At 57.8% G+C, this 23,637-nt stretch carries 16 protein-coding genes; 11 read left to right on the top strand and 5 right to left on the bottom strand.

What is annotated here, in order from left to right; translation table 11 throughout:
• Positions 1-89: 89 nt before the first annotated feature.
• Positions 90-1,115 (top strand): endonuclease/exonuclease/phosphatase family protein, encoded by a 1,026-nt coding sequence (locus P273_RS0104480; protein WP_081709256.1) that lies wholly within the window; start codon positions 90-92, stop codon positions 1,113-1,115.
• A gap of 8 nt (positions 1,116-1,123) precedes the next feature.
• Here the strand turns inward: P273_RS0104480 and P273_RS0104475 are convergent, their stop codons facing one another.
• Positions 1,124-1,459, bottom strand: coding sequence for an exodeoxyribonuclease VII small subunit (locus P273_RS0104475; protein WP_024627289.1), 336 nt, complete (start codon positions 1,457-1,459; stop codon positions 1,124-1,126).
• Positions 1,460-1,554: 95 nt separating this feature from the next.
• A complete protein-coding gene (xseA, locus tag P273_RS0104470) occupies positions 1,555-2,829 on the bottom strand; it encodes an exodeoxyribonuclease VII large subunit (RefSeq protein ID WP_024627288.1) in 1,275 nt (424 codons plus the stop codon).
• A 508-nt stretch (positions 2,830-3,337) separates the two neighbouring features.
• Between xseA and P273_RS0104465 the strand changes: the two genes are divergently transcribed.
• Positions 3,338-8,809 (top strand): acyl-CoA dehydratase activase-related protein, encoded by a 5,472-nt coding sequence (locus tag P273_RS0104465; RefSeq protein ID WP_024627287.1) that lies wholly within the window; start codon positions 3,338-3,340, stop codon positions 8,807-8,809.
• Between the two features lie 83 nt (positions 8,810-8,892).
• On the top strand, positions 8,893-9,546 hold the full coding sequence (locus P273_RS0104460; RefSeq protein ID WP_024627286.1) for a sugar O-acetyltransferase: 654 nt from the start codon (positions 8,893-8,895) through the stop codon (positions 9,544-9,546).
• Positions 9,547-9,624: 78 nt separating this feature from the next.
• On the opposite strand, the gene P273_RS0104455 is transcribed toward P273_RS0104460, so the two are convergent.
• A complete protein-coding gene (locus P273_RS0104455) occupies positions 9,625-10,212 on the bottom strand; it encodes a TetR/AcrR family transcriptional regulator (protein WP_367379020.1) in 588 nt (195 codons plus the stop codon).
• Positions 10,213-10,501: 289 nt separating this feature from the next.
• On the opposite strand from P273_RS0104455, the gene P273_RS09970 reads away from it, so the two are divergent.
• The 8 genes from P273_RS09970 (at position 10,502) to P273_RS0104420 (ending at position 20,767) form a co-directional block, all read left to right on the top strand.
• Positions 10,502-10,660 carry a hypothetical protein gene (locus P273_RS09970; protein WP_155804691.1) on the top strand — a complete coding sequence of 53 codons (159 nt, stop codon included), beginning with the start codon at positions 10,502-10,504 and terminating at the stop codon, positions 10,658-10,660.
• Positions 10,661-10,693: 33 nt separating this feature from the next.
• Positions 10,694-12,778 carry a beta-galactosidase gene (locus P273_RS0104450; protein ID WP_029676144.1) on the top strand — a complete coding sequence of 695 codons (2,085 nt, stop codon included), beginning with the start codon at positions 10,694-10,696 and terminating at the stop codon, positions 12,776-12,778.
• Positions 12,779-12,848: 70 nt separating this feature from the next.
• Complete coding sequence (locus P273_RS0104445) at positions 12,849-15,149, top strand: glycoside hydrolase family 3 N-terminal domain-containing protein (protein WP_029676143.1); 2,301 nt, start codon at positions 12,849-12,851, stop codon at positions 15,147-15,149.
• Between the two features lie 74 nt (positions 15,150-15,223).
• Complete coding sequence (locus P273_RS0104440) at positions 15,224-16,498, top strand: glutamate-cysteine ligase family protein (RefSeq protein ID WP_024627283.1); 1,275 nt, start codon at positions 15,224-15,226, stop codon at positions 16,496-16,498.
• A 109-nt stretch (positions 16,499-16,607) separates the two neighbouring features.
• Positions 16,608-17,075 carry a GNAT family N-acetyltransferase gene (locus P273_RS09795; protein ID WP_081709254.1) on the top strand — a complete coding sequence of 156 codons (468 nt, stop codon included), beginning with the start codon at positions 16,608-16,610 and terminating at the stop codon, positions 17,073-17,075.
• Positions 17,072-17,992 carry a ribonucleoside hydrolase RihC gene (rihC, locus tag P273_RS0104430; protein ID WP_024627281.1) on the top strand — a complete coding sequence of 307 codons (921 nt, stop codon included), beginning with the start codon at positions 17,072-17,074 and terminating at the stop codon, positions 17,990-17,992. The genes P273_RS09795 and rihC overlap by 4 nt, the downstream gene beginning before the upstream one ends.
• A 31-nt stretch (positions 17,993-18,023) precedes the next feature.
• A complete protein-coding gene (gene dcuC / locus P273_RS0104425) occupies positions 18,024-19,403 on the top strand; it encodes a C4-dicarboxylate transporter DcuC (protein ID WP_216476354.1) in 1,380 nt (459 codons plus the stop codon).
• Positions 19,404-19,636: 233 nt separating this feature from the next.
• Entirely contained in the window at positions 19,637-20,767 is a 1,131-nt protein-coding gene (locus P273_RS0104420; protein WP_253269566.1) for a LacI family DNA-binding transcriptional regulator, read from the top strand.
• A 182-nt stretch (positions 20,768-20,949) separates the two neighbouring features.
• Here P273_RS0104420 and P273_RS0104415 read toward each other — a convergent pair whose 3' ends face one another.
• Complete coding sequence (locus P273_RS0104415) at positions 20,950-22,299, bottom strand: MFS transporter (protein ID WP_253269571.1); 1,350 nt, start codon at positions 22,297-22,299, stop codon at positions 20,950-20,952.
• A gap of 138 nt (positions 22,300-22,437) precedes the next feature.
• A complete protein-coding gene (locus P273_RS0104410; RefSeq protein ID WP_024627277.1) occupies positions 22,438-23,394 on the bottom strand; it encodes a nucleoside hydrolase in 957 nt (318 codons plus the stop codon).
• Positions 23,395-23,637: the final 243 nt, after the last annotated feature.

The raw sequence follows: 23,637 nt of genomic DNA, 5'->3' as shown, positions 1-23,637 counted from the left end.
AAGTCAGCCTCCTATCCCTGCCCGCCATACGGTCATGGTTTACAATTGCTCAACGGTCAAGCTGACTGTGTATCCCTTGGGAGGAGACCATGGCGAAATTCAGACAGTCCTTCCTGGTGAAGCATGTCTTTGGGTGGACGGCCAGACTGCTGGCATTGGTCAGCTTGCTGGTCCTAGCGGCGCGTTCCTGCCCGGCATGGCTGTCAGCGATACCCTACTTGCCTGATCTGGCTGCTCTGACGCCCTGGTTCATCATTTTGGGACTGCTGGCCCTGGTCCTGGCTCTGATGGCTTCGCGATGGTTTACGGCTTTGGTGCTTATCGCCGCCTTGGCCCTTAATGTCTACTGGCAGTACCCCTCCTACCAGCAGGGATCCGAGCTCAACGGTCAAGCTGATCAGCTCATGGCCCTTGAACATCCCGATCGGTATGACAGTGTGGCCCGGGTCATGACCCTGAACGTTTATAAGGGTCAGGCTGATGCTGATCAGGTAGTCAAGACTGTCAGCGACAACCGGGTCGAGGTGCTGGCTCTGCAGGAGGTCAGCAAGGACTTTGTGGACCGTCTGCACAAGGCCGGCATCGACCGCTATCTGCCCCACGAGCAGCTTTCCACATCTTCGAAGGAATACGCCAACGGGCTTTGGACGGCCGCGCCAATGCAGTCTCCATCAAAGGACGACGTGGGTTCTCGCTCCTCCATGATGCCGGCGGCCAGCATCGACTTCGACAGGGGCAAGACCAGTGTCAGATTCGTCTCGGTCCATACCACCTCGCCGCAACCGGGCAGTTGGAATGCCTGGCGACGCAGCGTGTCCGACCTGGGAAAGCTACGGAAGCACGAGCACACACGATACGTGCTATTGGGGGACTTTAACGCCACCTACGATCATGCAGTTTTCCGAGACATGCTGGGGGAGCGGTTCAGTGATGGGGCACGTCAGGCTGGGCATGGCATGAGCATGACCTGGCCGGCCAATAGGGCACCCTTGCCAAGGTTGGTGGCCATCGATCATGTTGTGGTGGACCGTGACATCAGAGCCAATCGGCTGCAGACCATACCCATCGATGGTTCGGATCATGCAGCTCTGCTTGCCACGGTGATGGTGGAATAGGGGGCTCTTCAGGCATCCAAGTTGGACTGGGTGCCAGCCTGTGCGCCGGCGCTGGCCTGCTCCTGCTGGGCGGCATCGAGCTTGGCCCGCACCTGGCCCAGCAGCTCCTGGGCACGCTTGGCCAAGGCCTCGCCGATCTCCCACTGACGCATGGAGGCATCCAGGTCCAGGCCGCCGGCCTCCAGCGCCTGAACCGCCTGGATCAGCTGATCCCGAGCCTGCTCATAAGGCAGTTTGGCGATGGTCTCGCGTTCCTTCTGGCTCAGGGCCGAGGCCAGTACCGGCTGTTCCTTGCCCTGCTCCTTCTGATTCCGCTGGGTCTGCTCCTCGTCGGTGTCGCTCATGCCTGCTCCTCTTCTTATCTGGTGCGTTATCAAATTTTTAATTAATAAGGATGATTATCGCTGATGATTATATGTGGCTGACCACGTGGGATCGGTCACTGCCCGCTGACGACTTTGGTCTCGATCCGGCCCTCTTTGACAGTCAGGGTCAGATCCTGATCGGTCTGAACCTGCTGTGGGCTGACGACCACCTTCCCGTCCAAGGTCTGCACGACTGCGTATCCGCGGTCCAGCGTGGACTGGGGAGAGAGTGCGGTCAGCGAGGACTGGAGCTTCTCCACGGTCAGGGAGGCATCGTCCACGATCCGCCGCAGGGCGATATCCAGGCGAACCAGGGACTCGTCGACCAGTCGCTGAGGCTTGTCCAGCATGGTCTGCGGCTTGGTCAGGCTGGGGCGGTTGGCGTATCCCTCGATCAGCCGTGTCTCGCCTTCGACCATATTTTCGATCCGTGCATTTATGCGCATCCGGGCTTCCTGGATGATGCCCTCCTGCTCGACCAGGTCGGGCACCACGCGCTTGGCTGCGTCAGTGGGGGTGGAGGCGCGCAGATCTGCGGCCAGGTCGATCAGGGTCCAGTCGTCCTCGTGGCCAATGGCCGAGACGATGGGGGTGACGCAGGCTGCCGTGGCCCGGACCACGGACTCGTCCGAGAAGCCCAGCAGGTCCTCGAAGCTGCCACCGCCCCTGGCAACGATGATCACATCCACAGCCGGATCGGCATCCAGCTTCTGGATGGCCTCGACCACCTCGGGTGGGCACTGAGGGCCCTGAACGTGGGCGTGCACCACGGAGAATTCGATGGTAGGCCAGCGCAGGCGAGCATTGGTGATCACATCCCCCTCGGCTCTGGCCTTGGGTGCGCAGATCAGGCCAATGCGCCGGGGAAATTCGGGCAGGGGAACCTTGTTTTCTGCATCGAAGAGGCCCTCGCCTTTGAGCTTGCGCCTGAGCTGGTCGATCTGCTCCTTCAGGTCGCCGGTACCGACACGCTTGATCCGGTCGGCCATAAAGCTCAGACGGGTCTGCTTGATCCACAGGTCGGGCCGCCCATGCACCACCACGCGGTCGCCCTGGCGGAATTCCCTAGCCTGAGTGGCGAAGGCCCGGAAGCCCATGACGTTGATGGAGATGTCCTCGAAGTTGTCGCGCAGGGTCAGATATGCCGAACCGGTCCGGCGGGTGTTGATCTCCACGATCTGACCCTCCACCCAGGCTCCGGGCCAACGGGCCACGGCGTCGTGGTACTTCTGGCTGAGCACGCTGACCGGCCAAGGGTCTTCCTCGGTGGTGTCACGTGCCAGGCGGGGCAGCTGATCCAACGGTTTGGGAGCCAGTCCTGAAGGTGCTGGGCCGGTCGGCGCACCCATCGCCCCGCGCATGTTCGAACCCATGTATGCTCGCACCTGATGCCTCCTGACCATCGGTTCCGCCAGTCTGACCAACTCACCTGGCATAGCCTGTACAGGATGGTATTCGGGTTGGTCAGCGAAGGAAACGTTCTTTCAGGGTCTCTCAATATGGGGACAATTCCATATACTCTTCAAGCTCTCTGAAGGCCCTCTGTCGATTGCCCCTGAGCCAATTTCGCCAAGGGCACAGCGGCTTTTCTTCCATGTGCGATTCGGCTGGGATTGAGGGGAAAGTGTGGAGGACAAGGGTTGGAACCAACGCCCTAATGTACCTGCCCTAGTCCGCGGCTTACCTGCAACAGAGGCGGTTTTGCCGGAAGATGTGTCGAAGGCGACAGCCTTGATTCCTTGATATCGCAAAAGTTATTCACGCTCTGGCGGTAGCATAAATAGAGCAAGCCGGATATGATGTGGTGTCTGCTTTTCGAACCCATCAAGCGGCGGTCTCACGGATTGAGGTTGTTTCATGTCTGATGGCGTCGACATAACGGGTCGATATAAGGGCACAGGACCGCGGGATCTCCTGCGTGTGGGGTTGGATATCGGATCCACCACAGTCAAGGCCGTGGTTCTTGGCACGGGTGACAGGCTGGATCAGGCGCTTTTCAGCGACTATCGCCGCCACCATGCCAATGTGCGGCAGTGCGTGGCAGAACTGGTCACCGACATCAAGCTTTCCCTGTCACGGGTTGGTTTGGCCGGCAATCCCATCAGTCTGGTGATCACCGGCTCGGGCGGGCTGGAACTGGCCAGCCAGCTGCAGGCGGAATTCGCCCAGGAGGTCATTGCCGAGACCGAGGCCATCAACGCCACCTATCCCGAGGGGGATGTGATCATCGAGCTGGGCGGCGAGGATGCCAAGATCACCTATCTGAAGCCCACGCCGGAGCAGCGGATGAATGGATCCTGCGCAGGCGGGACCGGAGCCTTCATCGATCAGATGGCCACCCTGCTCAACACCGATGCTTCCGGCCTGAACGATATGGCCTCCAAGTACAAGACCATTTATCCTATTGCTTCACGCTGCGGGGTCTTCGCCAAGTCCGACCTCCAGCCACTGATCAACGACGGAGCCGCCAAGGAGGATCTGGCCGCTTCTATCTTCAACGCCGTTGCCACACAGACCATTTCCGGTCTGGCCTGCGGACGTCCCATCCGCGGCAATGTGATCTTTTTGGGCGGACCCCTCTTCTTTATGAGCGAGCTCAGGGAAGCCTTTAAGCGGATTCTCCAGGACAGGGTCAGCCGCTATATCATTCCCGAGAATGCACACCTTTATGTGGCTTACGGCGCTGCCATCATGGCTGGCCGTCACGAGCAGGATGACCAGGACAGCGCGGCGCAGGTCAAGACTGACTATTCGCCAGAAACCGATGTGAACGACCCCTTCGGCCCGGCTTGGGGACTGGACCAGGCGGAGGTCGACAAGGCACGCTCCGAGAAGGCTTCGAACCTCGACAAGATGGCTCTGCAGGATGCCATGCAGGATGGCCGCACCACCACACTGGTCAGCGGCGACAATAAAGTCCAGGCGGCCGAGACCGGCAAGGATGCTCGCCAGGATCAAGACATGCACTTTGACCTGACTTCGCTGGATGGTGTTCTCTCCGCCCTGAAAGGCCTGGAGAACATGCCCTCCACGGCCAGAACGATCCGGCCGCTCTTCCTGAATGAAGACGAGCGCAGGGAGTTCAACGACCGGCATGGGGCCCAGGTCATCCCCACCGGTGACCTGTCAGGAGCCAAGGGTCCGCATTTCCTGGGCATCGATGCGGGCAGCACCACCATCAAGGCTGTGCTGATCAACGACGACAAGACCATCGTCTGGTCTACTTACGGTGTGCATAAGGATAGCCCGCTGATCGCCGCTGCCAACATCGTCAAGGAAGTCAGGAAGTCCCTGCCGGAGGGCGCCTACATCGCCCGCGCCTGCGCTACTGGTTATGGTGAGGGCCTGGTCAAGGCCGGCCTGCATGTTGACGAGGGCGTGGTCGAAACCATGGCCCACTACCGGGCAGCCGAGGAGATCAGCCCCGGGGTTACCTCGGTCATCGACATCGGCGGGCAGGATATGAAGTACATCGCCGTCAACGATGGGGTCATCGATTCGATCTGTGTCAACGAGGCCTGCTCGGCCGGCTGCGGATCCTTCCTGCAGACCTTCGCCCAGTCCATGGGTATCAGCATCCAGGAGTTCACCAAGCAGGCGCTGGCCTCCGAGGCTCCGACCGATCTGGGCTCCCGCTGCACGGTCTTCATGAACTCCTCGGTCAAGCAGGCTCAGAAGGAGGGTGCCTCCCCGGAGGACATCGCCGCCGGACTCTGCTACTCAGTGGTCAGGAACGCCCTATACAAGGTCATCAAGCTGCGTGACGCCAACGCCCTGGGGCCGGTGGTCGTGGTTCAGGGAGGAACCTTCCTCAACGATGCTGTCCTGCGGGCCTTTGAGCTCCTGACCGGTCGCAAGGTGACCAGGCCCAACATTGCCGGACTCATGGGAGCCTACGGTGCCGCGCTGACGGCTCGCATGCACTGCCCGCAGAATGATGAGGTCGAGGATTTCGTTGCGGCCAGCTCCCACATGGCCGACGGGGTGAAGTCCGTGGGCAGCACGCCCACAACCCCCAATATGACTCCGGCTCCCACCCAGTCAAAGTTGTCGTCGGCTGCTGCCAACAAGATTACCTCCAAGAACGACCAGGGGTTCAAGACGACCCTGCCTGACCTGAAGGTGCAGGACGGCCATGTGGTCAGCTCCATCCTGGCAGGGGATGATCTGGACAACCTCTCCATGACCACCACCCACGATGTCTGCAAGCTCTGCCAGAACCACTGCAAGCTGACCATCACCGAATTCGAGGACGGCGGCCGCTACGTGACTGGGAATCGCTGCGAACGCGGTGGCGACAAGAACAGGAAGCGCTCCGACAGGCCCAATCTCTATGACTTCAAGTACAAGCGGGCCTTCGCCTATCGCCGTCTGACCCCGGACAAGGCCACCAGGGGCGATATCGGCGTTCCCCGTGTACTCAACATGTATGAGGACTACCCCTTCTGGTTCACCCTGCTGACCTCCCTGGGCTTCCGGGTCATGATCTCCGGGCGTTCCAACCACGAGCTCTTTGAGAGCGGCATGGAGTCCATCGCCTCCGAGAACATCTGCTACCCGGCCAAGCTGGTCCACGGGCACATTCACTCCCTGGTCGACAAGGGCATCAAGACCATCTTCTACCCTTGCGTCACCTATGAGCAGGAGCTGGTTCCCGATACGGACAACCACTACAACTGCCCCATCGTGGCTAACTACCCGGTGGTGATTGAGGCCAACATGGCCGAGCTCAAGGAGAACGGCGTCCGCTTCATGCGACCCTACTTCAACCTGTCCAACAAGGAGAAGATGGTCGAGCGGATCGTCAAGGTCTTCGACTGGGCCAAGGTGAGCGAGGATGAGGCCCGGACGGCCGTCCAGGAGGCCTACCGTGAGGATGCCCGGTTCAAGGAGGATGTGCGCCAGGAGGGACTTCGTGCCCTGGCCTACATGCAGGAGTACGGGGTCAAGGGCGTGGTCCTGTCGGGACGCCCCTACCATGTGGATCCCGAGGTCAACCATGGCATTCCCGAGACCATCTGCTCCCTGGGCATGGCCGTGCTCTCCGAGGACTCCATCTGCGAGCTGGACGTGCATGACCTGCCCAAGCTGAGCGACTACATCATTCCGGCGGCGGGGGAGCGGGCCCTGGCCTCCAACAACCCCACGGCCGCCAAGTTCCGCAAGACCGTGCCGGGCTTCGGTGATGACCATCAGAAGATGCCTTTGAGGGTGACCGACCAGTGGGCCTACCATTCCAGGCTCTACTCGGCAGCCAGGTTCGTCTCCGAGTATCCCGACCTGCAGCTGGTGCAGCTGGTCAGCTTCGGATGCGGCGTGGATGCCATCACCACCGACCAGGTCCAGGAGATTCTGGCCGACAAGGGCGATGTCTACACGCAGCTGAAGATCGACGAGGTCTCCAACCTGGGTGCTGCCAAGATTCGTCTGCGCTCGCTGAAGGCTGCCATGGACGAACGCCATCAACGGGATGTGGCCCAAGAGAATGGCGAAGATCAGAAGGAAGCCCCCGTCAAGGAGCAGGCGCCTGCCAAGGTTGCGGTCAAGGATGCTGATCCGTTGCCTGACCTGGTTCAGGCGGAGGAATCATCTGATTCTCAGGGCTCTCAAGAGTCTGCAGACCGCATTGAAGCAGCGGATGCGAATGCGTCTGACAAGCCGGCATCCGAAGGGTTCCGGTCCACCAACGCGCAGAAGATCAGCCTGTCCCAGCGCAAGTCCGACATTGTGGCTCTGGCCAGGTTCGTGGCCCTGCACGATAAGAGTGATCAGGGTCTGATAGGTCTTCACCCTATGGGCATTCGGCCCATCCGGGAGACCATGGCCTCGCGGCAGAAGGATCAGGAAGCCGAAAGCAAGTCGGCAGAGCCGACGTCCGAACAGGACCAAGAAGTCAAGCCCAGCGGAGCCGCCGCCAAACCGACCCTATCCAAGTACGCCACTGAGCATCGCTTCACCAAAGAGATGGGGCACAAATTTACAGTGGTCGCGCCGCAGATGTCGCCTGTGCACTTCTCCCTCCTGGAGGCGGTCTTCTCCAGCGCCGACTACCACTTCGAGCTCCTGAAGCATGCCACGGCCGAAGACATCAACACCGGTGTCAAGTACGTCAACAACGATGCCTGCTTCCCCGCCATCATCGTGGTGGGGCAGCTGGTCAACGCCTTCCTGTCCGGCCGGTTCGACCCACACAAGTGCGCGGTCATCGTCACCCAGACCGGCGGCATGTGCAGGGCCACCAACTACTATGGCCTCCTGCGCAAGGCTCTTGCTGATGCGGGCTACGGTTACGTCCCGATCATCACGTTGAGCGTGCAGGGGTTCAAGGCCAATCCCGGCCTTCAGGTAACCCCGGCCCTGCTGCATCGCGCCGTCAAGGCCTTCTACCTGGGCGATGCCATGATTGAGTGCCTGCTCAGGGTCCGCCCCTACGAACAGGAGCCCGGAGCAGCCAATAGGCTCTACAAGCTCTGGGACACGATCTGCAAGGAGACCATTGAGCACCACGGGTACTCCAAGACCGCCAAGAAGGTCTATGGTCACGGTTATCTGCCCTATGGCACGTTGATGAAGCGGATGATTCGGGCCTTTGATCAACTGCCGCTGCGTAATATCCCTCGTAAGCCTCGGGTGGGCGTAGTAGGCGAGATCCTGGTGAAGTACCATCCCGATGCCAACAACCACGTGGTCGACCTGATCGAGAGCCAGGGCTGCGAGGCCGTGCTTCCCGGTGTCTGCGACTTCATGGTCAATGGCATCTCCAACGCTGAGTGGAACGAGGAGATGCTGGGCACCGGTGGCCAGGTCGGTGTCAAGAAGATCGTCCTCAAGGCGGCTGACGCTTATCGAGCGCCCATGATCGCCGGCTTCAAGGCCTCCCATGGAAAGTTCGACATTCCCGCTCACATCACCGACCTGAGGGAGAAGGCCGCCTCGGTCACCTCCCTGGGCGTTCAGGCCGGAGAGGGCTGGCTCCTGACCGGCGAGATCATCGAGCTGATCCAGTCTGGTGCCCCCAACATCGTCTGTGCGCAGCCCTTTGCCTGCCTGCCCAACCATGTGACCGGACGTGGCATGTTCGGCAAGATCCGCAGGACTTATCCTGAGGCTAACATCGTCTCCATTGACTACGATCCCGGTGCCTCGGAGGCCAACCAACTCAACAGGATCAAGCTGATGATTGCCGCCGCCAAGAAGCCGGGCGACCAGCAAAATGCCACCCAAGGCCACAAGGTCGCCGTTGAATCCCAGGCATTCGGGTCGACCGGCCTGGATGCTGGGCAGGCAGCACCCGTCCAGGACGAAGAGAAGGTTCTGGAGAGCCTGTAGTCACGCTGAGGTCGGTGTCTGGGGCTAAACCCGCCGGCCTCGGAGTTGCTGAACCACGAAGATCAAGGAAAGAGGGGTTTCCCATGACCAGCCGCGAAGAGATCAAGGCTCTGCTGGACACCGACCAGATCTACATTGCCGATACGCCTGAAATGAAGCAGGTTCAGGATGCCCAGCAGGACCTGGTCTTCGAGTTCAACGCCTGCCGCCCCAGCCAGGTGGAGAAAAAGCAGGACCTCTGTAAACAGATGTTCGGTTCATTCGGCCAAGGCAGTTGGATTGAGGGACCAGTCCGGGCCAATTGGGCCTGCAACACCTACTGGGGAAGCAAATGCTATGCCAACTTCAACCTGGTGCTGGTCGACGATGGACGCATTGGCATAGGTGACCACACCATGTTCGGCCCCAATGTCACTCTCGTCACCACTGGGCACACCATTCGCCCCGATATACGCATATATGGAACGCCTCAGTTCACGGTTCCGATCAGCATCGGCAGGAATGTGTGGATCGGAGCAGGTGCCATCGTCATGCCGGGAGTGACCATCGGAGACAACACGGTCATCGGAGCGGGGTCCCTGGTCACCAAGGACATCCCCTCTAACGTGGTCGCCTATGGCCACCCTTGTAAGGTCGTCCGTCCCATCAATGACCGCGATTATGAATACTTCTGGAGGGATCGTCGGTATCAGGCGCCCTATGATGCCCGACCCTACAAGATGGATCAAGCTGGCTGACCGATGGCTGACTCTTTGGCTTCCCCTGTCGGCTGGTGTCCGGCAGCCGTCGTTTGGCCACCGCAATGCCTGCGCTGATCAGCGATATCCATCCCAGAGTGGTGAGGGGAAAATCAGCGCCTTGAACCGGTCCCATTCCTGGATGTAGTCGATTTTCGGCTCACGCAGCAGCCGTATCTGTATGCCGTCCATGACTTCCAGACTCATCCTCACCCTGACCCGCATGTCTGTCGCCCACTCTATGCCTTTGGGAAGCAGCCATGGGAATTCAGAATAGCGCTCCCAGACCTCGGCCGGCCTGCGGATGAAATAATCATGCAGGGGATGGCTGGTCGCTACAGCCTCAGTTTCCAGGACCGTATAGAGCTGTGTGAGTTCAGGCTGGCTGGCATTGTGGGCGACCAAATAGTCAAAATAGGCCGGCAAATGCGGCTGTTCGGGGTCGGATCCTGGAAGGCGTGTCTGCAGGAATTCCTCAGGGGTCCCATAGGCATCGTAGATGTCTGTGACCAGGAGTGAGAGCAGGCCTTCCTTGCTGCCCACATAATGGAGGACGCCCGGTTGCGACATCCCTACCATGTCAGCGACGTCTTTGAGCGATATGCCGTTGTACCCTTGTTGGCTGATGAGGTGGGCGGCGGCCTGTGTGATTTCCGCTCTTCTCACCTCCGGTGATTTTCTTGTTCGGCTCACCATTTCCTGGTCTCGCGGCTCCTTTTCACTGCTCTTGGACATGTTGATACTTATGGTACATGGGGCGTATTGGTAACAGCACAAGCGTTCCGACTCGTCTGGGGAGAGAAAAAGAAGACGCGGCACTCGCGGCCCTGCATAGAGTCGATGACTTGACAGAACCATTGAATACCTGTTAGGTATATCATTATCTAATGATTAGTAGATATGGCTTTTCCGCCATTGGAGTGTCAGAGAAGACTAGTTGAAAGATATCGGCATCATGAGCGACTCAACAACCTTGGCATTGGACGATTGGGAACTGCCGCAGGTGCATAAGGTCTCCTCGGAGCCGTCAACCGATCTGGGATGGACTAGCAAAGAAAGCCAAGGTTTCCGGGTAACCCTGGAGCCGCGATCTTTCAGCACCATCGCCCTATGAATTGAGTCCAGTAAATCAAGATTGGAGTTCATCATGTCAGACAATGCGGGCGGCACGCGCCTTCCGGACAGGCTCATCTTCGGGTGCGCCTACTACGACGAATATATGCCCTATGAGCGGGTGGACAAAGACATGTCCATGATGAAGTCCGCCGGCATCAACACCATTCGTGTCGCTGAATCCACCTGGAGCACTCTGGAGCCCCAACCTGGCGTATTCGACTTCAGCCATGTGGACCGGGTGCTGGATGCCGCAGGACGATTCGGCATTCAGGTCATCGTGGGCACGCCCACCTATGCCGTCCCCTCCTGGCTGGCTGCTATGCATCCGGATGTTCTGGCTGACACCCCCAAGGGCCACAACCGGTATGGCGCTCGCCAGATCATGGACATTGTCAACCCTTCCTACCGGTACTATGGCGAGCGCGTCATACGCAAACTGATAAGCCATGTGTCCGATAACCCCCAGGTGATCGGCTACCAGGTCGACAATGAAACCAAGTACTACGACTGTGTATCGCCCGACATGCAGCGGCTCTTCGTCAAGGATCTGCGACGGCAATTTGATGATGATCTGAATCGCCTCAATGCTGCCTTTGGCCTGGACTACTGGTCCAACAGGATTGACTCCTGGGAGGACTTTCCCGACCTGACCGGAACCATCAATGCATCCTTGGGTTCGGCATTCGACCGCTTCCGCCGAAGCCAGGTCAGTCGTTACCTGGCCTGGCAGGCTGGCATTGTGCGCGAATATGCCCGCGAGGACCAGTTCGTCACCCACAACTTCGATTTCGACTGGGGCCCGGGCTGGTCATACGGCATCCAGCCAGCCGTCGATCATTTCGAAGCGGCCGAATGTCTGGATGTGGCCGGTGTGGACATCTACCATCCCACGGAGGATGACCTGAGCGGCAAAGAGATCGCCTTCGGCGGGGACATGACCCGCAGTCTGAAGGGCGGCGCCAACTACCTGGTCCTGGAAACCGAAGCCCAGGGGCAGAATGGCTGGCTGCCCTACCCGGGCCAGCTGCGGCTTCAGGCATACAGCCATCTGGCCTCGGGCGCTAACGGGGTCATGTACTGGCACTGGCATTCCATCCACAACTCCTTCGAGACCTACTGGAAGGGGCTGCTTTCACAGGACATGGAACCCAACCCCACTTATGAGGAGGCCGGGCGGTTCGGCAGGCAAATAGCGCAGAAGGGTGTGGGGGAGCGTCTGATCAACCTCCAAAAGCGCAACAAGGTCGCCATTATGGTGGGCAACGACTCCTTGACCGCCCTGGACTGGTTCTCCCTGGAGACCGGTTTCCCCCGTCAGCAGGGGCAGATCTCCTACAACGATGTGGTCAGACGGGTCTACGATGCCCTCTTCGAGCTCAACATCGAGTGCGATTTCATCAGCGGCAAGGCTGACCAGTCCCAGCTGGGCCACTATGCCATGGTCGTGGTTCCAGCCTTGTACAGCACCAATGAGAATACGCTGAGGGTCTTGGCCGATTACGTCCATCAGGGAGGTCACTTGGTGGCCACGCTGCGCTCCTTTGTCGCGGACGAGAATCTCAAAGTTTGGCATGACAAGGCACCGCATCTGCTGACCGACGTGTTCGGCATCGACTACAACCAGTTCACCCGTCCCGGCAAGGGTCTTACCCTGGATTTGCATGGGACCGACCAGGCCGGGCCGGCCTGCCAAGGGTTGATTGAGCTGCTGAATCCGCGTCCCGACACTCAGATTCTGGCATCCTATGACCACCCGGTCTGGGGGCGGTATGCGGCTGTGACCCGTCATGGTTACGGTCGCGGCAGCGCGGAGTGGATCGGCACTCTACCGTCGGCCCAGGGTATGCGGCTGCTGCTGTCTGATGCGGCGGATGTGGCTGGACTGAGCGGTCCTGCCCGGGACCTGGCCGGTCTGGTCACCGTGCGTGAGGGCACCAACGCCTTGGGGGAGCAGGTCGCCTATTTGCTCAATTATTCATCGAAGAAGGTCAAGCTGGACGCACCCTATGGTGGGCATCTGCTGGTGGCAGACGGGCAGGCTGATCCTCAGGCGCATGTGGATCAGGGCCAGTCCATGACCATCGGCCCCTGGGATCTGGCGATCATTGTTCGGTAAACCGTCTTCAGCCTGACCGACTGCAAAGCTATCAGTTTATGAGTTATCGATGAGAAAGGAAGGTGCCCAGATGGCATCAAGGAAGTTGACGGAGGATCTGCCCTACCGCAATCCCGACCTGAGCGTGGATGAGCGGGTGGCCGACCTGCTGGGACGGATGACCCGGGAAGAGAAGGTAGGCCAGATGATGCAGCTGGATGCCAGCCAGGGGGTGGACAAGGAGGTGGTGGACCAGCACGTCGGCTCCCTGCTCCATGTCTCTCCGAAGAACATGATCAAGGCAGACAAGGCCGTTCATCGCACTCGTCTGGGCATTCCCCTGCTGATCGGTGACGATTGCATCCACGGCCATTCCTTCTTCCGCGGGGCCACCATCTTTCCCGAGCAGCTGGGCATGGCGGCCTCCTTCGACCCGGAATTGGTTCAGCGGATGGGACGGGCTACGGCCCAGGAGGTTGCCGCAACAGGCATCCATTGGACCTTCTCCCCGGTGCTTTGCATCGCCAGGGACACCCGCTGGGGTCGGGTGGACGAGACCTTCGGCGAGGATCCCTTCCTGATCGGCGAAATGGCCTCGGCCATGGTGCGCGGCTATCAGGGCGGATCAGCCATGACCGGAACCCTGCCCAAGGATGCAGTGTTGGCCACGGCCAAGCACTTCGCCGGTTACTCCGAGACCCAGGGCGGGCGCGACGCGTCCGAGGCCGACCTCTCGCACCGCAAGCTGCTCTCCTGGTTCCTACCGCCCTTCGAGCGTCTGGCCAAGGAGGGCGTGGCCACCTTCATGTTGGGCTACGAGTCCATCGACGGGGTACCGGTCACCATCAACAACTGGCTGCTCAACGACGTTCTTCGAGGGGAGTGGGGTTACCAGGGCACCCTGATCACCGACTGGGACAACGTGGGCCGTATGGTCTGGGAGCAGAAGGTGCAGCCCGACTACACCAGGGCTGCCGCAGCCGCTGTCAAGGCAGGCAACGACCTGATCATGACTACGCCTGGCTTCTACCAGGGAGCCTTGGATGCACTGGATGCAGGGCTTCTGCACGAGGAGGATCTTGACCGGGCGGTCAAGCACATCCTGGCCCTGAAATTCCGCATGGGGCTCTTCGAGGACCCGCGTCTGCCCGACCGCGAGATCCAGAAAGCGGTCATTAACTCACCAGAGCACCAGGAGCTCAACCTCCAGGTGGCCCAGGAGTCTGCAGTTCTTTTGAAGAATGACGGCGTCCTGCCCCTGTTCGGAGGTGTGGATGCTGATGGCCGTCCTAGCGACGATTCGCCGCACAGCATTGCTCTGGTGGGTCCGCTGATCGATGATGCCCAGAACCAGCTGGGGGACTGGGCCGGCGGTTCGGGTCAGTGCGACTGGATCAAGGACCAGCCTCGGGAGATGATCACGACCGTGGCCGACGGTCTGCGCCAGGAGTTGCCTGAAAACTGGCAGCTTAACTGCGAGCAGGGTGTTGAGGTGCTCCGTCTGGTCGACGATCCGGCGGGCAAACTCTTTCCCGATGGCCAGCCTAGGCCCAAGGTGGCGGCCCCGGCCAGGATCGATCAGGATCGCTTCGACAGGGCCGTAGACCTGGCCAGGCAAAGCGACCTGGTGGTTGCCGTGGTCGGCGACGTGGTCCAGCTGGTGGGCGAGGGCTGTTCAACTGCCACACTGGAGCTCTATGGTCCTCAGCGTGATTTGCTGGATGCCCTGGCGCAGACAGGTAAGCCCATGGTCATTGTGCTCATGTCTTCCAAGCCGCTGATCCTGCCCGCGTCTGCACAGTCGGCCAGGGCTCTGATCTGGCAGCCCGACCCGGGCATGCAGGGCGGCCGTGCCCTGGCCAGGATTCTCGTCGGCAAGGTTGAGCCCACAGGCAGACTGCCCATCACCTTCCCCAGGCATGCCGGGCAGCTGCCGGTCTACTACAACCAGATCCGGGGCCAGCATGGAAACCGCTATGCCGATCTGACCCAGGATCCGGCCTTCGCCTTCGGCCAGGGCATGGGCTACACCACCTTTGCCTACGGAAAGCTCCGGGTCGATGGACCGGATGCCGTGGGACCCGAGGATACGGTCAGGGTGACTGTAGACCTGACCAACACCGGCCAGCGGCCAGGCACCGAGGTCGTTCAGGCCTATATCAGCGACCTGGTGACATCGGTCAGCTGGGCTGATCGCGAGCTCAAGGCCTTCCAAAGGATTCAGCTGGATCCAGGGCAGACCAAGAAGGTAGTCTTCGACCTTCCGGTGGCCGAGTGGACTCTGGTCGATGCCGACTGCAATCGCAGGGTCGAGCCCGGCCAGTTCCAGGTACTGGTGGGGTCCTCCTCACGAAGGGAAGACCTGCAGGCCGTGACGGTGACCGTGGGCTGACTGACCGCCATCCGGTAGCGGAACTCCTCGCGTGTTGATTGCCCAGGGCCCTCGTCCGCTCCTACGATTGCAGCATGAGGAAAAGCGTAGGCGCTGGGTACGCGCACCTGTTGACGGTCCCTAATCCGCGGCATGTAGCCAGCCTGGTCGACTACTTTTCGCGCGGGTCTAAACCGCGTTCCCAGTGGCGGTTCGGCATCGAGATTGAGCATCTGCCGGTCCGCAACGACGGATCCGATGCCCCGGTTCCCTATGAGGGGGAGCGGGGCATCGAGGCCCTGCTGTCTGCCTTGGAGCCCTGCTACGACGGCGATAAGGAGTACCGGGAGGACGGACACCTGGTGGGGCTGAGCAGGCCGGGCTGCGTGGTCTCCTTGGAGCCCGGCAGCCAGGTGGAGTGCTCCCTGGGTGTGGTGCGGGACAGCCGAGAATTCGAGGACCTCTACCGTCGCTTCCGTGCCGAGGTCGACCCCATTGCCAAGCGCCTGGGGTTCCGGCTGGTCGAGTACGGGTACCGTCCGGCTGGGTCCTACGCTGATGTGGGTGTCAATCCCAAGGAGCGCTATGCGGTCATGAACACCTACCTGGGTCGCATCGGCCAGTGCGGACCCATGATGATGCGCAGCACCGCCTCCACCCAGATCAGCATCGACTACCAGGACGAGAAGGATGCCATCGCCAAGATCCGTCTGGGCACGGCCATCGGTCCCATTTTGGCCTACTTCTTCCGCAACACTCCGATCTTTGAGGGGGAGCCCAACCGCATGCCCCTACGGCGCCAGCGGATCTGGGACTGGCTCGACACCCAGCGCACAGGCCTGATTCCTGGGCTGTTCGAGGATGGCTTCGGCTGGGAGGACTATGCCGTGGACGTGCTCTCCACTCCGCTCATGGTCGCTGATGTCTCCCACACCCCTGAGGTGGATGGACCACAGGGGCAGCAGGTCTTCATCGCCTGGCACGAAAACGCCGGGGAGATCTATCCTGACCGCCGGCTCAACGACGCCGAGGTAGCGCACATCCTGACCACGCACTTCAATGACGTCCGCCTGAAGAACTACATCGAGCTCAGGCACTGGGATTCCCTGCCCATGGAACGGGCCAGCCGACTTCTTGAGATCGTCGGTGGTATCTTCTACGACTCGGATCGATTTGCCAGACTTGTCGGACTCATGGACGGGGTGAGCGAGGAGGATGTGCTCCAGGCCAAGGCCGACCTGCAGGTCCGCGGCGGCCAGGCCAGCCCCTATGGCCATTCCCTGGACTTCTGGAGGCAGGCACTAGGTGCCGAGGACACTCTGGATGATGTGCCGGGTGACCCCTCTAATCCCAGCCGATTCCAGAACTAATATCTCGCGCAAGCTCGCTAAATTGGACAAAACTTCGCTGTCGGTCTAAACTCGTGTTAGTTGATAAAACGTTATAGCAATTCTGGATACTCGCAGCGGAGGGATTCCAATGGTGGTTGTCATTCGGTATGATGCGCTGACGCCAGAATTATACGAACGGGTGCGTTCGACGGCTGGTTTCCACACTTACTCACCAATCGACGTGAAGGCGGCTCTTTCTGGTGGTTATTGCTCAGTCGTTGCCGAGGTAGAGGGTGAACCTGCTGGTATCGGCCGTGTCATTGCCGATGGACGAATAGCTTTCTTCATCAAGGATCTTGTGGTGCTGCCCCATTATCGCCATCACGGTGTGGGTAGCGCTGTCCTTCAGGCCCTTCTTGATCGAATCGCTCAAGAAGCATGCGAGCATGCTTACGTGGGGTTGATGGCCACTCCTGGGAAGGAAGGTTTCTATGAGGAACATGGCTTTATCCGGCGGCCTGGTCCGGACCTAGGCAGCGGGATGGTCCGTTTCCTGGACGGTACCTATCGGTCGCAGTTATCAACTGGAAGCAAATCAAAGGAGCAGGAATCATGAATCCAACACCAGTCATCATTGATACTGACCCAGGAATTGACGACGCCGTCGCCATTGCTTTGGCGCTATTTTCGCCTCGGTTGGATGTGCGTCTGATTACCACAGTGGCCGGCAATGTCGGCTTGGATAAGACCACGCCGAACGCCTTGCGGCTGCTGACATATTTCGAGCGTCGCGTCCCGGTGGCCCAAGGGGCCCCTGCTCCTCTGCTGGAGCCGTTCGTGGATGCCAGCGATATCCATGGAAAGACCGGAATGGAGGGCTTCGACTTCCCTGAGCCTGATCGTTCCCTGCTGCTGAAGGAAAACGCGGTCGAGGCCATGCGCAAGGAGATCATGGACTCGTCCGAACCGGTCACCCTGGTGACCATCGGGCCGCTGACCAATATCGCCCTCCTGCTCAAGGTATACCCCGAAGTCGCCAAGGGAATTGGACGGATCGCCATGATGGGAGGCTCCACTGCCCGCGGCAATCGTGGTGTCATGTCCGAGTTCAATATAGCCACGGACCCCGAGGCTGCCGCCATTGTCTTCGAGTCGGGAATCCCCATCGTCATGGCCGGTTTGGACGTCGGCCTCAAGGCCCTGGTCCTGCCCGAGGACAGCGCTCAGCTGCCTGCCATGGGGAAGGTGGGCACGATGACCCACGACCTGTTCAAGAAGTACCGCGGAGGAAGCTTCGCCACGGGTCTGAAGATGTACGATCCCTGCGCGGTCGCATGCATCCTGGCCCCTGAGCTCTTCAAGTTCGCAGAGACCTCTGTTGAGGTGGAGCTGGCGCAAGGCCCGACCCGCGGCTGCACGGTCGTCGATCTGAAGGGTTATCGGAAGCGCAAAGCCAACGCTTCCGTGGCTATCGATGTGGATTCCAAGGGATTCCGGGCCTGGTTCCTGGATGGCATGAGCAAGTGCATTTGATTACCAAGACCAAGAAAGGGAGTATTACAAGGTGATTGCGGAGATCATTCTGGTTCTGGTCGTCCTGGTGGCGATCGGGTACCTGATCATCAAGAAATATAATCCAGCCCTGACCCTGATTATCGGGGGCCTAGTCCTCCTCCTGGGTGCCTGGGCGCTGGGACATCCTCTGTATGCTGCGGGCAAGGGGACAGGTTTCGGGCTCTTCGATGTCTTCATGGTTTTCAAGGACACCATTCTGGATCAGCTCAAGGCTGCCGGTCTGGTCATCATGGTCCTGTTCGGCTACTCAGCCTACATGAACAACATCGGGGCCAACCAGGTTGCCGTGAACTACATGGTCAAGCCCCTGCGTCACATCAAGCACAAGGCGCTCATCGTGCCGGCTGTCTTCCTGCTGGGTAATGTCATGTCCCTCGTTATCCCCAGCGCTTCCAGCCTGGCAATCATCCTCATGTCTATCCTTTACCCCGTACTGGTGGGCATGGGCCTTTCATCACTGACTGCTGCCGGCGTGATCGCCTGCACGGCCACCATCATGCCCACTCCTCTGGGTGCAGATAATGTTATCGCCGCCAAGACGCTCAAGTACGATCTGATCGAATATGTTGGCAACAACGCCAAGATCGCTATTCCTTCCCTGCTGATTATGGCTTTGGCCCACTATATCTGGCAGAAGTGGTGCGATCGTCACGAGGAGGGTACCGGCGTCGTCGACCCGGTCGACCATGATGCGAAGGCCGTGCGTGACACCACTGGAATTCCCGGATATTACGCTTTCCTGCCTCTACTGCCCCTCATTCTGATCCTGGTCATCGGCATCGCGGCCATGTTCATCAAGGGTCTGACGATGGATATCGTGGTGCTGACCTTCATCTCCTTCTTCATCGCGGTTATCATCGAGGCCGTCCGGCACCGCTCCTTCAAGGAGATCCAGGGATCGGTTGTCGAGATGTTCACCGGCATGGGTCGCGGCTTCAGCCAGGTGGTCATCCTGGTCTGCGGCGGTTCTCTCTTCACCACCGGTGTTCAGAAGTTGGGGTTAATTGACGCCCTAACCCACTCGGTGGAAGGATCCACTGGAGCCGGCCTGACCGTGGCTCTAATTTTCGCCCTGGCCACCTGCCTGTTCGGCTTCCTGTCCGGTGGTGGCCTGGCCATGTTCTACGCGGTCATCGCCCTGGTGCCTGGCATCGCTGCTGCCGCGGGTGTCAACGGCATCCTTATCGCCATGCCCATGCAGCTGATCGCCAACTTGGCCCGCGGCATATCCCCGGTGGCGGCGGTCATTATGATCGTGGCTGCCAGCATCAAGGTGGAGCCCACTAAGGTGCTCAAGCGGACCAGTGTGCCCAGCATCGTGGGCATCATCAGCGTATTGGTTTTGTCGGTCTTCCTTCTGCCCTACTGATTGCTGTTGTACCCCCCCCCCCCAACGGGCCTCCCTAGTGTCGACGCAGTCGATTCTGGGAGGCCCTTGGTCGACTTTGGGATCACCCATTCTTTTAGAGCGTTCTATTTATATTTGATATATGGAAGTAATGGTCGGTATACCTGGATTTATGCCTATCTGAACAAGTGAGGAGTACCCAGTCGTTTGCACTGATACAGAAATGCGCTGGCTCAGTGTATTCATCTGGAGCGATGAACGAACTTTCAGTTGCTGCCGCACTCGTACGACATTCAACACGGACTTCGGGTTATGCTTGGACTGTTACACAATCGGTCAATTCGGAAAGATATTTTATGGGATTCGTGACTATTCGCGATGTGGCACAAAAGGCAGGCGTATCCATCGCGACCGTCTCGCAGATCTTGCATGGGAAGGGCCGTTTCTCCAAGAAAACCAAAAAACTGGTCATGAACACGGTTGACGCTTTAGGGTATATTCCTGATTCAAGGGCCCAGGCTATCCGTATGTCCGATTCTAAGATGGTCGGTTTATTGGTACCTGATTTACGAAACAGATATTTCGCGGATCTGGTCAGTTCCATGGAAAATATACTCTATGAAGAAGGCTTCAACACACTTATCGGTACTTCTGCCGAAAACGTGGAACGTCAGGACTCATTTATTACCAATATTCTAGGGCAGAGATTTGATGGGTTAATTATTATCCCACAAGGAGTGGAATCTGCAGGTTTGAAGGCTCTAGTAAAACGAAATATTCCCACGGTCTTTGTAGACCGCCGTGTGCCCGGTATGGAAACAATTCCTTATGTGGTTTCAGATCCCAGGCCAGGTCTGGTGGAGGCGATGCGTGCCTTATATGCCGACGGACATAGGAAAATCGCTTATCTCGCTCATCCTTCCTTGAAGTCTTTTAGCTTGAATGAACGTGCGGAAGCATTTAAAAAGTTGAGTCCTCAGTTCTTCGGAAAGTCGGGTTCTCTGATTCTGTCTAGTGACAGCAAGAGCGGATCGCTCGAACTGGCACTGAACCGTATCGATGAATTTGGAGCTACTGCACTCATTTTCGGGTATTCGCCAGATGCTATCAGCTGTTTGGGCATTTTCCATGATCGCGGAATTAGAATAGGTTCCTGCATGTCGCTTATTTCTTTTGATGATATTGATGTCTTCAATCTTATGACACCAAGAATTTCGATTATCTCCCAACAGGCCGAGAAAATGGGTCGCAGAGGCGTGGAGATGCTACTTGAACTGATAAGAAATGGAGTAAGTGGCCTGGGGGCCATGGTGAGTATTCCCACCATTTTCATTCAACGTGAATCGGTGGGGCCGGCTCCAGCTTTGGGCTCACACCACCACTGAATGAAATTTGCAAAGCGATTCCACCTTGCTTAGGCAGAATCGTTAACTGAACAATATCCTTGAATATTATTCAAATGACGCTAGATATTAAATGAAACCGGTGCCGATATGCTTATCGACACCGGTTGGTAGTTCATTAGACTCACAAATCGAACAGATCGTGGTCACGAACGTATTGTTTATTACTTGCTCTCACCATAAATCTTCTTATTGAAAGCGAAGTAGATAAGAAGGCCAACGACAATCATGCCAGCATCAATCAGGAAGAGGTTGGAATAATTGGCGGCGAAGCCAGTAGTTCCATTGATGCTGCCCATGGAGAGTGTTGGGGAACTCATCAGACCGCCTATGATGGCGATACCAATGGAACTGGAAACGTTCATAGCCAGGTCATTCATGCCTACGCCGCGTCCAGACTCATCCTTAGACAGGGTGCCAAGAACTGTTGAGACCAGCGGCGAGTAGAGGAAACCGCCCCCACCGTAATAAATGCAGCCTGCAATGGTCAGAGCAATCGGTCCGAGATTGACGCAGAAGACGGCAAGAACGAAGCCGAGTATTTTCATGCAGCCCGCGGTGATGATTGCGGCACGACGACCTATCTTGCCAACGATCCATCCTGAGCAGATTCCTACAGTGGCCCCTACAACGAAAGCCCAGACGATATGCAGGGATACCTGTGAAGTGGTCAGGTGGAACACCTTGGTGCTGATTCCGTTAAAGAGAGGGGAGAAGGAATAGTTGGGCAGATAGAAGAGGAGGAGCAGAGATATTGCCATCAGCCAGCGCTTGTTGCGGAAGAAAGCCGGAGTGACGAAGGGATTTCTTGCCTTGTGGATGTATATTGCGAAGACAATGAAAAGAGCGGCAGAGGCAGCAAGCATCCACCAGCTCTTGTAGGAGAAGAAGAGGGTAATGAAAGCTGTGGCCAGGCCGAAGATCGTGAAGCCGATCGCATCAACTTTTTCACCGTTTCCTGTTTTATCAGGAAGATTCTTAAGAAGAAGGGGTAGGAAGAGTACAGTTACGGCGGGGATAAGGAATAGATACTGCCAATGAATCGAAGTTAAGAAGCCTGCAGCGAAGACGCCGATGGCTGCTGAGATCTGATATCCAGCGGTAAAGATCCCGAAAAATATGACCTTAAGTGAATCCTTAAGATATTTTGTTGCCACAACCAAATAAACGGAGCCGGCCACCTGCTCGCCAGCCGTCTGAATAGCTCGAGCTACAATGACTGTCCATATATTAGCAGTGAAATAGTAGTTGGCTACAAATCCGAGAACCGAACCGAGTACCAGCAAGGTAATGCCTACAACTACTAATTTTTTGAGTGAGACGAAATCTCCCAGAGAGCCGTAGATGAAGCATACGATGCCGAGAACAATACTGGGAATCGCAGTTATCAAGGAGGCTTGCCCTGGTGCTCCAACGCTTTCTCCAATTTCCTGGAAGACCAGATTGAATCCTTGTAGGCATAAAGTACCCAGGACGAAAGTGATGAGCAGCGGAATTAAGGCTTTGACAGCCATGTCGCTTGTTATTTCCGCTTGTTGAGAGGAACTCTGTGATTGCGAGCCATTTTTGGCTGCAGTCGTGCTGTCTGACATGATTGCTCTTATTCTCTCTTTATTATCTATATCAATTAGCGGGTTTACCGGTGTTTGGCTTCATTGCTGGTCAGAGACAACTAGGGAGGTTCTGGTCATGAATTCATGCAGGAAACGCTCTACATCTACTTTGATGGCCACTTGAGTGGTCTTGGTGGCATCGTTGAGCCTGTTCTTGTCTCCAATAGTTCTTCCTCTAGTGGCTCCGTCAGTCTCAACCTTCAAGTTGACACCCAGGGTCTTGACCAATGTGGGGTCAACGGCTACTGCCACGGCCAAGGGATCATGCAAACCGCAACCGCCCAAGCCTGGGGACGTAAGCTCATATGCGTGGATGTAGTAATCTGTCATGTCGCTAAGAAAAGCGGCAGCAGGAGTTCCCAGCGCTCGCCATTGCTTGGTTTCATTTTTCGTCAGCAAAGTTTGCAAGGTAACGTCAAGACCAACCATGGTGCATTGGGCTCCGGATGTGAACAGTGCATTAGCTGCTTCGGGGTCTTGGGATATGTTGGCTTCCCGCCATGGCGCCACATTGCCTGTAACCGTCAGCGCGCCTCCCATGACCACGATTCCCCCCATGATTTCCTTAATGGAAGGATCCTGTTTCACGGCTGCGGCGATATTGGTCAGTGGCCCCGTGGCCACATAAGTCAGATCCTTGCCGTATTTATGAGCTGAATTGATAATAAAATCGACCGCTGATGATACTTCCTGGCAGCGAGGCGAATCGGGTATTGTCACATCGCCGATTCCATTTTTACCATGGATCAGCCGTGATCCCTCCAAGACCTCGAAGGAGTCTTTGTTGGTTGCATGGGGTAGACCAGGGTAAACAGGGACTTCTGCATGACCAAATAAATCGGTGATAGCCAGGTCATTGCGGATTCCTTGGCTCATGGTTACGTTGCCGTAGGTTGCGGTGATACCGACCAGCTCTACCTCTGGGCTTCCAAGAGCGTAGGCGATGGCAAGGGTGTCATCAATTCCGGTATCAAGGTCGAGTATGAACTTCCTCAATTGTTCGCCTTTCCAATAGCAGCAATGAGTGAATACAAAGCATCTGCGCTCCCTCTAAGCATCTTTGCCTCACTTGCATTCTTTAAAACAAAGAAGATAAAACCTTTTATCGTCTCTGTGGTGAATAAATTATCAAATAGGATTTAACTTGTCAAATCTTTGGGTGAAAAAGATGAGGAGCAATAGATCTCCATAGTTGTTTCCGCGAGGTGAATGAGCGGAAAGAAATAGTAGATGGGTGGT

This window comes from Bifidobacterium sp. A11 (assembly GCF_000499185.1).
GTDB lineage: Bacteria > Actinomycetota > Actinomycetes > Actinomycetales > Bifidobacteriaceae > Bombiscardovia > Bombiscardovia mizhiensis.
This window is presented reverse-complemented; position numbering and strand designations above follow the sequence as displayed.